This is a genomic window from Aliivibrio friggae (genome assembly GCF_057368515.1).
In genome coordinates, this window is the sequence record NZ_CM170649.1 from 24,393 (window position 1) to 37,411 (window position 13,019).

General features: G+C 38.9%; 13 protein-coding genes. 9 read left to right on the top strand and 4 right to left on the bottom strand.

Annotated features, from left to right (window positions below; translation table 11 throughout):
* The first annotated feature begins 289 nt into the window (after positions 1–289).
* Both ygjJ and ygjK read left to right on the top strand, forming a co-directional pair.
* Complete coding sequence (ygjJ, locus tag AC2INI_RS13805) at positions 290–1,285, top strand: protein YgjJ (protein ID WP_122032013.1); 996 nt, start codon at positions 290–292, stop codon at positions 1,283–1,285.
* Positions 1,286–1,417: 132 nt separating this feature from the next.
* Positions 1,418–3,799 (top strand): alpha-glucosidase, encoded by a 2,382-nt coding sequence (ygjK, locus tag AC2INI_RS13810; RefSeq protein WP_122032014.1) that lies wholly within the window; start codon positions 1,418–1,420, stop codon positions 3,797–3,799.
* A gap of 91 nt (positions 3,800–3,890) precedes the next feature.
* Here ygjK and AC2INI_RS13815 read toward each other — a convergent pair whose 3' ends face one another.
* Together AC2INI_RS13815 and ohr are read right to left on the bottom strand one after the other, a co-directional pair.
* Positions 3,891–4,286: a DoxX family protein gene (locus tag AC2INI_RS13815; protein WP_122032015.1), complete on the bottom strand. Its 396-nt coding sequence runs from the start codon at positions 4,284–4,286 to the stop codon at positions 3,891–3,893.
* 18 nt (positions 4,287–4,304) lie between these two features.
* Complete coding sequence (gene ohr / locus AC2INI_RS13820) at positions 4,305–4,727, bottom strand: organic hydroperoxide reductase Ohr (protein WP_045103675.1); 423 nt, start codon at positions 4,725–4,727, stop codon at positions 4,305–4,307.
* Positions 4,728–4,871: 144 nt separating this feature from the next.
* Between ohr and ohrR the strand changes: the two genes are divergently transcribed.
* Positions 4,872–5,339, top strand: coding sequence for a transcriptional regulator OhrR (gene ohrR / locus AC2INI_RS13825; RefSeq protein WP_122032016.1), 468 nt, complete (start codon positions 4,872–4,874; stop codon positions 5,337–5,339).
* A gap of 113 nt (positions 5,340–5,452) precedes the next feature.
* Positions 5,453–6,121 (top strand): YiaD family glycine zipper/OmpA-like lipoprotein, encoded by a 669-nt coding sequence (locus AC2INI_RS13830; protein ID WP_122032017.1) that lies wholly within the window; start codon positions 5,453–5,455, stop codon positions 6,119–6,121.
* Between the two features lie 142 nt (positions 6,122–6,263).
* Here AC2INI_RS13830 and AC2INI_RS13835 read toward each other — a convergent pair whose 3' ends face one another.
* The gene (locus tag AC2INI_RS13835) at positions 6,264–6,434 is read right to left on the bottom strand and encodes a hypothetical protein (protein ID WP_122032018.1); all 171 of its coding nucleotides are present in this window, start codon (positions 6,432–6,434) and stop codon (positions 6,264–6,266) included.
* A gap of 56 nt (positions 6,435–6,490) precedes the next feature.
* Here AC2INI_RS13835 and AC2INI_RS13840 point away from each other — a divergent pair, with 56 nt between their 5' ends.
* Complete coding sequence (locus tag AC2INI_RS13840; RefSeq protein WP_486306117.1) at positions 6,491–7,189, top strand: metal-dependent hydrolase; 699 nt, start codon at positions 6,491–6,493, stop codon at positions 7,187–7,189.
* Positions 7,190–7,272: 83 nt separating this feature from the next.
* Here AC2INI_RS13840 and AC2INI_RS13845 read toward each other — a convergent pair whose 3' ends face one another.
* Entirely contained in the window at positions 7,273–8,934 is a 1,662-nt protein-coding gene (locus AC2INI_RS13845; RefSeq protein WP_486306118.1) for a methyl-accepting chemotaxis protein, read from the bottom strand.
* A 39-nt stretch (positions 8,935–8,973) separates the two neighbouring features.
* Between AC2INI_RS13845 and AC2INI_RS13850 the strand changes: the two genes are divergently transcribed.
* The 4 genes from AC2INI_RS13850 (at position 8,974) to AC2INI_RS13865 (ending at position 12,985) form a co-directional block, all read left to right on the top strand.
* Complete coding sequence (locus AC2INI_RS13850; protein ID WP_486306119.1) at positions 8,974–9,552, top strand: hypothetical protein; 579 nt, start codon at positions 8,974–8,976, stop codon at positions 9,550–9,552.
* Positions 9,553–9,616: 64 nt separating this feature from the next.
* Positions 9,617–11,722, top strand: a complete 2,106-nt coding sequence (locus AC2INI_RS13855; protein ID WP_486306472.1) for a protein-disulfide reductase DsbD family protein — start codon at positions 9,617–9,619, stop codon at positions 11,720–11,722.
* Positions 11,722–12,246 carry a protein disulfide oxidoreductase gene (locus AC2INI_RS13860; RefSeq protein WP_122032022.1) on the top strand — a complete coding sequence of 175 codons (525 nt, stop codon included), beginning with the start codon at positions 11,722–11,724 and terminating at the stop codon, positions 12,244–12,246. The genes AC2INI_RS13855 and AC2INI_RS13860 overlap by 1 nt, the downstream gene beginning before the upstream one ends.
* A 13-nt stretch (positions 12,247–12,259) precedes the next feature.
* Positions 12,260–12,985 carry a DsbA family protein gene (locus AC2INI_RS13865; RefSeq protein ID WP_486306120.1) on the top strand — a complete coding sequence of 242 codons (726 nt, stop codon included), beginning with the start codon at positions 12,260–12,262 and terminating at the stop codon, positions 12,983–12,985.
* The last annotated feature ends 34 nt before the right edge of the window (positions 12,986–13,019 follow it).

Here is a 13,019-nt window from a genome sequence, read left to right on the forward strand (position 1 = left end):
ACCCCCAGTGCCTTTTTTGTCTCTAAAATTACGTTGAGAATAAGATTACTTATCTCAATTCCTTTCTAAAAAACACGTGTAAATTAGAACTTTTTATAAGTAAAACTTTAGGTAAATATAGGTAAAAATCGTTTTCTCTCGCTCACACTTATCTCTTACACCCCTACTCTAGCCTCTAATTTCTAGCTATCCTTTTCTTATTGATAAGTTACTCCGTAGATACCTAGTTTCGGTTCTTTCCTATCAAACAATAACAATAATTTTTCTATTACAGTGAGAAACTCTAATTATGAAACCTACTTTTGCAAAGCTGTCATTACTTTCAACTCTACTTTTAGCAGCTAATGTTCACGCTATTGAAACCGACTTTTACGGAGAAATGGGAATTGGTGGTCGCACCTTCTTTGATGGTGATGATAAAGGCCGTTATAGCGATGGTACTTATATTGAAGGAGGCCTTGCTATTGAAGAAGGCAACTGGTTTGGTCTAATTTACGGCGAAGGCTGGACAGTACAAGCCGATGACGAAGGCAATGCTTGGGCTACTGGCCACGGTTGGGGAGGCTTTGAAGGAGGCATTAACCGATTTTATGCTGGTTATAGAACCGATGCAGGAACGGAATTTATTGCTGGTCGTATTGACTCTTCTTTAGATGATATTCAATGGTGGGGAGATGCAACACCAGAAAATGGTTACACCTTACCTAACACACGAGATGTAAATGTAGGCATTAAGATCCGTAATGAAGTTGGGGGACTTCGTTACAGTGTTTCTGCTGCTCCTGAGTCTGATTTCTCTGAAGATGATGCGTTAGTTAACTTTGGTAAATATGATGAATACGCAAATAAATACAGCTATGCCGCCTTTGTAAATGGTTATGTTCAGTATGATATTGCCGAAAATTTAACGTTGCTTGGTGGTGCTGAATTTACCGATGGCGATGGTGAGATGTACTTAATTGGAGCAGAATACAAAACCTTAGCCGCTCGAGTTTGGCATCATACCGATAAAGGTAATGACATTAGTGAAGGTACAGAAACCGGCATCATGACGAGTGCTTATTATGAAGTGACTAAGGGCGTTTACCTTTCTGCTGCATATAACTATGCCAACACTAAGCTTGATACAGCCGAAGATGAAACGACCTCTTACATCAATGGTGGTGTTTGGTATGAATACGCCGATGGTAAATTTGCTACCGCGATTGATACTAAGTTTTTCATGAACAATGACACGACAGATTCAGCCAACGAAATATTTATCATGCAGTACTATTACTGGTAACTACATCACACTCTTCCTGAACTCAGCTTCATTAAATGAGACTGAGTTCACGGACAACTGTTCTCTTTATCAATAATATCCATTAAGTTAAATTTACTAAACCTTTACTAAATCAATTATAAGAATTTAATTATGAATTTAAAAATTTCTGCACTTGCTGTTGCTACTGCCCTTTTTGCTGTGGGCTGCGCACAAACATCACCTACAGACCTTAGCTCTACTGAGCTTAAAGCTGCACAATTTAAAGACGTGATTGATCGCACTGGTTCTCCTGAATATATGCGTGATTACGATTTTGATGATCACCAACGTTTTAACCCATTCTTTGACATGGGATCTTGGCACGGTCATCTACTACCAGACAATGATGATGGTATGGGTGGTTTTCCTGGAACGGCTCTACTTACCGAAGAATACATTAATTTCATGGCAAACAATTTCGATCGCCTAAGTGTATTTAAAGATGGCAAGAAAGTTGAATTTACTATGGAAGCGTACAGCCTTCCTGGTGCATTAGTACAAGTATTAAGCTCTGATGGCGTAAAAGTAGAAATGACACTGCGCTTTGCAACAAACCGCACTTCTTTAGTTGAAACTAAAATCACAACCAACTCACCTGTTGAGCTTGTTTGGGATGGTGAGCTGATCGAAGGAAATCACGCAAAAGAAGAAAAATCTCAATCAGATAAAACCATTGCTGAAGCATACCCTGATTATGATCGTCAAATTGAAGCAACAGATGATGGCCTAAAAGTCACTTTTGGTGAGGTTCGTGCTACTTGGTCTCTATTAACATCAGGCGACTCTGAGTACCAAGTTCATAAATCTATTCCTACGACAACTACCGTTGATGGCTTAAGCTTTACCTCTAAAGCAAGCATTGAGCACTCCACCACAATTTATACTACGTATTCTCATGTATTAACTGCTGAAGAAAACCAAGTAGAACAAGCTAAAATCACCGACATTCTAGCAAATCCGAATCAATATTTAGTTGCGACTGAAAAACGTTGGGAAGAATACCTTGATAAAGGCTTAACCAACCCAAATGCAACTCCTGAACAAGAGCGCGTTGCAGTAAAAGCAATGGAAACGCTTAATGGTAACTGGCGCGGTGCTGCGGGTGCAATGGAGTTTGACTCTGTAACACCATCTGTAACCGCTCGTTGGTTCTCAGGTAACCAAACATGGCCTTGGGATACGTGGAAACAAGCGTATGCAATGGCACACTTCAACCCAGAAGTAGCTAAAGATAATATTCGCGCTATGTTTGCGTATCAAATTCAAGCAGATGATACCGTTCGTCCTTGGGATGCTGGTTTTATTCCTGATTTATTAGCCTACAACACAAGCCCTGAACGTGGCGGTGACGGTGGTAACTGGAATGAGCGAAACACAAAACCAAGTCTTGCTGCATGGGCAGTAATGGAAGTGTACAAAACCACTGAAGATAAATCGTGGTTAGAAGAAATGTACCCTAAATTAGTTGCTTATCATGATTGGTGGTTACGTAATCGTGATAACAATGGTAACGGTGTTCCTGAGTATGGCGCTTCACGCGATAAAGCACACAATACAAACAATGGCGATATGCTGTTTACGGTTGAGCGTGGTGATAAGAAAGAAGAACTTGCTGGCCTAGATAAATACCAAGAGATCATAAAATCTGGTAACTATGACCACATTGAGATCCCTGCACAAACGGCAGCGTCTTGGGAGTCTGGCCGTGATGATGCCGCAGCCTTTGGTTTTATCGATAAAGATCAATTAGACGCTTATGTTGCAAATGGTGGTAAACGCTCGGATTGGGAAGTTAAATTCGCACAAAACCGAGATAAAGATGGCACGCTTTTAGGCTATTCTTTGCTACAAGAGTCTGTTGACCAAGCAAGCTACATGTTCAGCGACAACCAATATCTAGCTCAAATGGCTGATATTCTAGGTAAAGATGCTGATGCAAAAGAGTTCCGCGAAAAAGCCGATAAGCTATCAAGTTACATCAACACTTGTATGTTTGATGAAGGTACTGGCTTCTTCTACGATATCCGTATTGAAGACAAACCATTAGCAAACGGCTGTGCGGGTAAGCCAATTGTTGAACGTGGCAAAGGCCCTGAAGGTTGGTCACCACTCTTCAATAAAGCGGCAACCCAAGCAAATGCTGACGCTGTTGTTAAAGTAATGAAGGATACCTCTGAATTCAATACTTACATTCCATTAGGTACGGCCGCACTATCTAGCCCTGCATTTGGTCCTGATATCTATTGGCGCGGACGTGTTTGGGTTGACCAATTCTACTTTGGCCTAAAAGGCATGGAAAGCTACGGCTACCGTGACGATGCGGTTGAAATGGCAGGTGCATTCTTTGATCACGCTGATGGTCTAGTTGGTGACGGTCCTATCCGTGAAAACTACAACCCACTAACTGGCGATCAGCAAGGTGCACCAAACTTCTCTTGGAGTTCAGCTCACCTTTACATGCTTTATAATGATTTCTTCACTGCTGAAAAGTAAGAACATAAAGGCTAACAAATAAAATAAAGGGATATGATTAACGTCATATCCCTTTTTTACTCTTTCGATTTAAAAATGTTTTGTATCGTTATTACGATTTGGCTTTTTCTTTGCAACACTCAGGCATTGCGTGGCCTGAAAGTACCAATAAACCAGCAAAAATACCCAAGTTCTTAATGAAATTCTGCATCTCATGTGCGCCTTCCAATCCTGAATAATTCCAGAAATCATGCAACGACACATTAATAACCAACACTAACCCTGCCAATAACAGAGCAACTATCCATGTAAATCGATTTGCTATTAGTAAAACGGCAGCACCAATTTGGAAGATACCCGCAAGCCCCAATAGGACAGGGACGAATGGCATGTCATGCTTTTCCATTAATTGAATATGTATATCCCACGACACAAATTTCATAATACCTGGAATTAAGAAATACAATGCAAGAAGTACACGACCTACGGTTAGTAATAGAGTATTCATTTAATCAATCCCTATGAATTAAAGTACAGCACCATTCACTGATAATTTCACATCAATATTGCCTTTCACTGCATTTGAGTATGGGCAAACTTGGTGTGCTGTTTTCACTAATTGTTGAGCTTGTTCTTCATCTAATTCTAACGTCACTGCTAAAGCAACGGTTAATGCAAAACCGCCAGTTGCATTTGGACCAATACCCACTTCAGCCGATACTGGTGCTTGAGTCAGTTTGATTTTCATCTCACGAGCCACGTGTAGAATTGCATTTGAGAAACACGCCGAATAACCTGCTGCAAACAGTTGCTCAGGGTTCGTTGCTTCGCCTGTGCCACCCATCTCTTTTGGATAGCTTAAAGCAAGATCAAGCATGTTATCGTCAGTTGTTACTTGGCCATTACGTCCTGCTGAAGCCGTTGCTGTTGTTGTATATAACGTTGTCATAATGATGTCCTTTTTTTCAGAATACGAATTAGTTGAATTGATGGCAATTAAATTGCGCACAATTGATTTTCGTTAAGTATAAGTCGATTTAAAGGTAAAAAACAAGTATATTGTGCGCAATCTAGTTTTATTTTTGGTGTGAATATGAATAAGAACCTTGAACCACCTACTCAAGAAGAGAGTGATTCCCCTCAACTATTGCTTAAAAATCAAGTTTGTTTTTCTCTTTATAGTGCCTCAAACGCAATGATCAGAGCTTACCGCCCGCTACTAAACGAACTGGACCTTACTTATTCTCAGTACTTAGCAATGATGGTTATTTGGGAAAGCAATGGCATCAATGTAAAAGAGTTAGGTCAAGAACTGCACCTAGACTCAGGAACCTTAACGCCTTTATTAAAACGCCTAGAAGTAAAAGAGATCATTACTCGTCAACGTAGTACTAAAGATGAGCGTATTCGACAAGTTTTTCTCACAACTAAAGGCTTTCAATTAAAGGAGCAAGCACTCTCTGTCCCTAATGCTATATTTTGTAAAAGCCAGCTAGAAATAGAAGAATTACGACAATTGAAACAAACCTGTGAAAAATTATTAGCGAATCTACAGCAATAAATCAGTCTTTGCCTTTATTAGGCATTTCTATCAATAAAGATCTTTTTAAAGCATTGATTTTTGATTTTCGATGAGTACACTGCCGGCACAGATGTATATTATTAGAGAATAAAATGAAAAAAATCACAATTGCGCTTGCTCTTCTTATTGGTTTAACTGGTTGTCAGGCGACTCAACGCCAAAATGCAACCACTGGTGAAACAGAGACTAACTCTGCAACAAAAGGCGCTCTTGCTGGTGCGCTTGCTGGTGTAGCTATCGGTCTAGCAACTGGTGATAACGCAAAAGAGCGTCGTAAGAATGCACTTATCGGTGCAGCAGCAGGTGGTGCTGTTGGTGGTGGTGCTGGTTACTACTTCGATCAACAAGAAGCCGCTTTACGTAACGAACTAAAAAGCTCTGGTGTTCAAGTTGAACGTGTTGGTGATAATGAACTTAAATTAGTTATGGATAACGGTATTGGTTTTCAGTCTAGTTCTTACCAATTAGATTCAAGTATTTACAACACGCTTAATGGGGTTGCTCGTATTTTAGTTGAGTATCCTGATACTGCACTTCAAATTGATGGACACACTGACAGCTCTGGTAACGCGACTAAAAACCAAACCTTGTCTGAGCAACGTGCTGATTCTGTTCGTACTTACCTAATCAAACAAAAAGTAGCGGCTGGACGTGTTCATGCCCGTGGCTACGGTGAGCGCTACCCTGTTTGTGATAACTCAACATCACAAGGTCGTGCGTGTAACCGTCGTGTAGAAATCACTATTTTACCGCTTAAATAATCATCGATAATAAAATTCACCGATAATTAACTGTATATAAACACAGTTAATTATTGGCTTTCAGTATTGACTGTTATAGAATAAAAAATCCCCCTTGATGCTAGCATCAAGGGGGATTTTTTATTTTAGACAAACAGCTTAATTATTGAACTGCGTCTTCTATTTTATCTACCACAAGATCTTTACCATCAACGATGGTTTCTTGTACTTTCTCAAAGGCATCCGAATCCATAACATTTTGAACTTCATCGCCATAGTTCATACCAATGTAGATCCCTAACGCGATGAACAGTAATGCAAATATTTTAAACATAATCACTTATCTCAATAATTCAGCCTTCATTTTACAAAAGAATTCTTAGAAAACCTATGGCAAATTTCAGTACTCATTTAAATGTTGCCGCATTGGCATCCGGTGTGACTTCCGCCGCCCTATTGTCAGCGAATCACATCGAACTTAATACCGCATTATGGTTATGGTTTTTAGGCACTATTGGTGGCCTATTGCCGGATATCGACTCTGATAACTCGACCTCTTTAGACATTATATTTAATCTATTTACTATTTGTATCGTACTATTAAGTATCCGTTATTTTACTAGTGATGCCATTGATGAAAGACAGTTTTTACTTCTCATTGGTTTACCTGTTGTGATTCACCTGTTTATGAAATTCGGCATACGTAATGTATTTGAATGGCAGACTATCCATCGTGGTATCTGCCACTCTTTATTATTTCTTTTATTTTGTGGACTACTTACGACTAATATTACGTGTTTTATTCTTAGTGATGACGTTAAAAACTGGGATCATATTGCTTGGCTTTCTGGTGCATTTGTTTTCGCAGGTGGGATAGTTCATTTACTTTTAGATGAGATCTACAGTGTGGATTTAGCGAACGTTCGTATCAAGCGCTCATTCGGCTCAGCCTTAAAACTAACCGATTTTTCTAATCTACCTTTATCTGCTGTATTTATTATTGCTAGCGGCATACTATTTTGGTTTGCTCCACCAATTGAATCAACAATCAGTGCATTGAGTGATTGGCGCTTCTTTAAGCTGTGGTAGCGACGAATTGATACGTTACGAGAAACAAAAAAGCACAAGAACCTTTCAATTCTTGTGCTTTAATTAGCTAATTAATCTCTATATTACACAGTAAAACGCTCAACTAATTCAGACAGTTCATTAGCTTTCTGATTTAGCAAGACGCCACCAGCGCGGTTTTGGCTTGCTAATTCAGCCGACTCAGAACTTTGATCAGATACAGAAACAATACGCTCTGAGATCTCTTGGCCTACAATACTTTGCTCTTGAGTAGCCGTTGCAATTAGCGAGTTCATTTCCATAATCGTATTTACAGACGCTAAGATTTGACCAAGTGATTCAGAAGCAGCTACCGCTTTATTTACTGTTAATGTACTAAAGTTCTTACTGGCTGCCATAACTTGAACCGCTGAATCAGAGCCTGATTTTAATGCTTCAATACGTTGGTGGATCTGTGCTGTACTCTCTTGAGTCCGACTTGCCAGTTTACGTACTTCGTCGGCAACAACGGCAAAACCACGCCCTTGTTCACCCGCCCTTGCCGCTTCAATCGCCGCATTTAAAGCAAGTAAGTTAGTTTGCTCTGCAATATCTTGAATTACCGACAACGTACTTGCGATATTTTGCACATCACCTTCAAGCTTAGAAATTACATTGCTTGCTTCATCAAGCTCTGCTGCCAATGTTTTTACTGATTCTGAGGCTTCGTTAACGGTACGCATAGCGACTTGAGCATTGTTATCTGCATCTTGAGCTGAACTTGCCGCTTGCTCTGCATTTGAAGAGATCTCATGAGATGAAGTGGTTAACTCCGTCATCGCTGTCGCAATTTGTTCTGTCTCTGAACGTTGATTAGTAACAACCGCATTCACTTGAGCAGAGCGCTCTGACATATTTGAAGTTTCAGCTAATACATCACGACTAACATGCGATACATTCGTGATGATCTCATGCAGCGATTTAACAAATAAATTAAAATTCGTACTCAATTGATCGAATTCAGGAACGGTAAAATGTGGCATACGTGCCGTTAAATCTGCATCACCAGAAGCAAAAGATTTAATCGATTCATCAAACTTTTGAATCGGCGCCATAATGCTTCTATTAATCAAAGAACCAATAAATGCAACAATAACAACAATCACTAATGTAAATATAACAATAACTTGCATACTTTTAGCTAACTGTTGATCACTCAAGGCTTTCATATCATTAATGACAGCATCAACATCATCAGTATAGAAACCAGTACCCACAATTAGATCCCACTTTGAAAAGTAAACACTATAAGCCAATTTTGGTAATGCCACTGTTTCATTTAACTTAGGGTAATAATACGTAGAGTAACCAGAAGAATTTTTGGCTGCCGTAATAATATCTTGAATCAAATAGTTACCTCTTTTGTCTTTCATATTCCACATATTATTACCAACATCATTGGTATTTCCTTGCAAAATACGAACACCGTTAGAAGTAAAGCCAAATAAATAACCTGTATCTGCAAATTGTACTGGCTTTAGTGACTCTAACACTTCTTCTTTAGTCTTATCTTGTTCCGCAAAATGCTTTAATTCTGAAGATACAATATCCAAGTAAGATTTCAGCTCGACTCGCTTCATTTTCATCATCTGCGAACGTGTCATATCCATTTGAGCTTGGTTTAGTGCACTGGCTTCTTTATAGGTCATCGCCATTATCAACAATGATGTTAATACAATCGGCAGAATCGCAAGTAAGTACAATCTCGCTTTTATTGATAGGTTCATTTTATTCTCTCTGAGGCTCAAGTTACGTCTTGAATTAATATGTTTACTAAAAATGTAATTATTATTTCCTACGACACATCAATTTCTATGCCAATTATTCATAAAAACATCACTACTATTTATTTTTCCTTACATTTAAAGAGCCGATTCACAGATAAATCTGCATTGACCTTTTTACTTTTATCAATAGAATATGGGAAATACCTATCACTTGAAAATAAGCTGACTTCTTTGAGATTTTCATTATTACAATACAAGCGCCAAAGTACCGCTTCGTGGTCACTATTGTTAGTGTGTATTGTGCTATTTGTCTGTTTTTCTCAAAATCTTGGTTTATCGACAGCTTGTCCTTTATCTCCTCAAACTGACAATGTAGGACAAATCCATAATTTCAATGTAGAACAAGAACAGAATGGTGATGCTTCACAATGCAGTAGCAGTGAACAATTAGTCAATGCTCACACCATTCATCTAGATTTTGCTATCCCCATGTTTATCTTAGCCCTTCTTATTGTTGCGGCGATCCTTAAACAAGCTGGATCAACTTACTTTTTTACAGAACCGACCACCTCTTATGGTGTTCGGCGACATCTGGCGTTTTGCACCTTCCAAGAATAATCACACCGTAAGTACTTATATCTTTATTTAATATAATTATTTTCGGAGTAAAACCGTGTTTACAATTAAACAAATTAAAGTCATCGCTCGATTTCGTTCTGCGGTGCTATTGGCATCAGCGTTGCTGTTGTCCGCTTTTTCTTTATCTGCTACAGAGCAATCAATATCTACAGGTTGGTTAACTCATCCTGATCATCCACCAGCACAAGTTCGTTTTATGCTGACTGGTGAAGTAGATAAATCAAATAATAAAGCACAAGGTTTATTAGAGGTAAAACTCGATGATGAGTGGAAAACCTATTGGCGATCACCAGGTGAAGGAGGCGTATCTCCTGTTCTTGATTTGAGCCAATCTCAAAACCTATCTAATCTAGAATGGTTTTGGCCAACCCCTGCTTTTTATGAGCAATCAGGGTTAATGACCCTTGGCTATAAACATAATGTTGTTTTTCCAATGGAATTAACGTTTGAAGATATCAATCAACCGTTGCACTTTTCAGGAAAATTAACCCTGCCAACATGTACTAATATCTGTGTTCTTACTGATTACGATTTAGAGCTATCTCCAATCGAGCTTAATAAGCTAGAAATCGAAGCAAGCGCTCAGCACTTATTCCAGCAAGGGTTAGCTTCTGTTCCAAAACAAAGTGATTCAACAACGCTAATTAGTGCTTCATTTGATGCTTTATCACAAAAACTGCAAGTTCAACTGAATCATGATGCAGGCTGGGCAACCCCTCAAATTCTGATTGATGGTCCAGAAATAACTGATGATTACTTCTCTCAACCGGTAGTGGAGGTTGATGGCAGTTTAGTCACCGCAACCTATAACGTTACGAATTGGTTAGGTGATACTGATTTAGTTGGTAAAACAATTTCAATTACTGCCTCTGATGAGTTATTTGCTCACGAATTAACAGCAATTGTCGATGCAAAACCACTAACCCAAAGCGCAGATACAAGCATTATTACCATGATAGCTTTTGCTTTTTTAGGCGGCTTAATTCTTAATATCATGCCATGTGTATTACCCGTTTTAGGCATGAAACTCAACAGCATGGTTGCTTCATCAACGTCAAGTAAACGATCTATTCGCTTGCAGTTTTTTGCTTCTGCCGCGGGGATCTTAACCTCTTTCTGGTTACTTGCGACTGGTTTGCTTATTTTAAAATTTACAGGCAGTGCCATTGGTTGGGGGATCCAGTTCCAAAGCCCTATATTCATTGGCTTTATGGTTATCATTACCGCCTTGTTTACCGCTAATTTATTTGGCATATTCGAGATCCAATTACCAAGCCGCTTCTCAACCTCTATTGCGAGTAAAGGCAATAACACAACACTTGGACACTTCGTTCAAGGTATGTTTGCAACACTACTTGCAACTCCATGTAGTGCACCTTTCTTAGGTACCGCGGTTGCTTTTGCATTGGGTGCTAATGTTTTTGAAATGTGGGTGATATTTACTTCGTTAGGGCTTGGAATGGCTCTTCCTTGGTTACTGTTCGCTTTATTTCCGGGACTCGTTTCATTTATGCCAAAGCCTGGAATGTGGATGAACAAGGCCAAAATTATTTTTGGTTTGATGATGCTAGTAACAACGTTATGGTTACTTAGCTTACTTTCTCCCTTTCTCGGTAGCGCTACTATTTGGATTGTTACTGCATTACTAATTATTTTCTTATTATATAAAGTAGGTAAAAAACACGGCAAGAATACCGTTATTGCTATCTTAGCTATTATCGTTTTCTCTAGTAGCGCATTACTGATTATTGGCAGTATGACAACAAAGCATTGGGTAACCCCTATTGTCGACGATATCCCTTGGCAATCTTTAGAACAAAACTCTATAAATGAATATGTAGCTCAAGGGAAAACAGTCTTTGTCGATGTTACCGCCGATTGGTGCATTACCTGTAAAGCCAACAAGATAGGTGTAATTTTACAAGATCCTGTCTATTCAATACTGCATCAAGAAAACGTTATTGCTATGAAAGGAGACTGGACTCACCCAAGTGAAAAAGTAACCAATTACCTAAAAAGTCATCAACGTTTTGGGGTTCCACTTAATGTTGTTTATGGGCCGAATGCACCGCGAGGGTTACCTTTACCTGTTATTTTAACAAGTAACGATGTTATTCAAGCAATTGAATATGCAGGGAGAACAAACTAATGACGGCAAAGAAGATAGCTACAGGGAAAAAACAAAAGGCCATTCACTGGCTAAAGGAGATCATAAAATTCACGGTCTTTATAACACTGTTTTCTGTTGCCGTAGATTATTGGCGAAGCCAAGATATGCCATCAGAAATCCCACCAAAACTGTCCATTAACACTATAGACGGAGAATGGGTTGATATTACAAAAATGAGCTATAAAGAACCTGTTCTAGTTTATTTTTGGGCGACTTGGTGTCCAGTTTGCACCATGGTGAGCCCTAGTGTGAGCTGGTTAGCTAACGACCATCAAGTCGTTTCTGTTGCGATTACCTCTGGCGATAATAACCGCTTAGCTCAGTATATGAATTACAAAGATTACGATTTCCCTGTTATTAATGATTCTACGGGAAATATTGGCCGAGAATGGGGAGTTACGGCAACCCCATCTATCGTCATCGTTAAAAACGGTGAAATATCTTCTATCACAACTGGCGTAACGACCCCTATTGGTCTGTGGTTACGTTTATTTTTTGCTTAAGGTTATTATTCTCATGAAATCATTATTATTATCGGTATCAATCGCAGCAAGTTTATTTCTATCACCGCTTGTATCTGCAGAAACTATTTCTTCTACTCAAGAAAAACAGTTAGCAGAAATCTCTGGTTTACTTCGTGAAAACCCAGAAATCATTGAAGGGTTACATACTAATTTATTGCAATATATTGATAGCCAACAGTCACTAAGCAGTATCTTGACGCTGAATCATGACTATCTATACAACAACCCTAAACATCCTTATTTTGGTGCTGAGAATCCGAAATTAACCATCATCAATTTCACTGATTTCAACTGCCCTTACTGTAAGCGTTTAGAATCAGGTTTAATTGATGTACTTAAATCGTACCCAGAAATTCGAATCGTTAATGTCTTTTTACCTTTCCAACAACGTATGGTGCCTGGACTAAAAACTAACACTGCTTGGTATGCTTTAGATGTGTGGGAGAAAAAACCAGAGCAATACGCAGAAGTGCATCGCTTGATGATGGCAAAACCATCACGTCATGACAGTAAATCCATAATGAAAATAGCGGAGTTAACAGGAACACAGCAACAACTGACTCCAAATCAAGAAAAGATAAACATGGTAGAAAAGAGCGAAAAGATCTTCACGCTGCTTGGGCTAAGAGGAACACCAAGTTTGATTATTGGTAACGAAATCATTCCAGGATTTATACCAACTGAAGACTTAAAAGCCATCATTGATAAACAACTCTAAACGCTAATTAAGATTTACCTATAAAATACCCCCA

Coding starts and splice junctions, on each gene's coding strand:
- AC2INI_RS13830 (WP_122032017.1), top strand. CDS start 5,453: ATGAAAAAAATCACAATTGCGCTTGCTCTTCTTATTGGTTTAACTGGT.
- ygjJ (WP_122032013.1), top strand. CDS start 290: ATGAAACCTACTTTTGCAAAGCTGTCATTACTTTCAACTCTACTTTTA.
- AC2INI_RS13835 (WP_122032018.1), bottom strand. CDS start 6,434: ATGTTTAAAATATTTGCATTACTGTTCATCGCGTTAGGGATCTACATT.
- ohrR (WP_122032016.1), top strand. CDS start 4,872: ATGAATAAGAACCTTGAACCACCTACTCAAGAAGAGAGTGATTCCCCT.
- AC2INI_RS13845 (WP_486306118.1), bottom strand. CDS start 8,934: ATGAACCTATCAATAAAAGCGAGATTGTACTTACTTGCGATTCTGCCG.
- ygjK (WP_122032014.1), top strand. CDS start 1,418: ATGAATTTAAAAATTTCTGCACTTGCTGTTGCTACTGCCCTTTTTGCT.
- ohr (WP_045103675.1), bottom strand. CDS start 4,727: ATGACAACGTTATATACAACAACAGCAACGGCTTCAGCAGGACGTAAT.
- AC2INI_RS13865 (WP_486306120.1), top strand. CDS start 12,260: ATGAAATCATTATTATTATCGGTATCAATCGCAGCAAGTTTATTTCTA.
- AC2INI_RS13860 (WP_122032022.1), top strand. CDS start 11,722: ATGACGGCAAAGAAGATAGCTACAGGGAAAAAACAAAAGGCCATTCAC.
- AC2INI_RS13850 (WP_486306119.1), top strand. CDS start 8,974: ATGTTTACTAAAAATGTAATTATTATTTCCTACGACACATCAATTTCT.
- AC2INI_RS13815 (WP_122032015.1), bottom strand. CDS start 4,286: ATGAATACTCTATTACTAACCGTAGGTCGTGTACTTCTTGCATTGTAT.
- AC2INI_RS13840 (WP_486306117.1), top strand. CDS start 6,491: ATGGCAAATTTCAGTACTCATTTAAATGTTGCCGCATTGGCATCCGGT.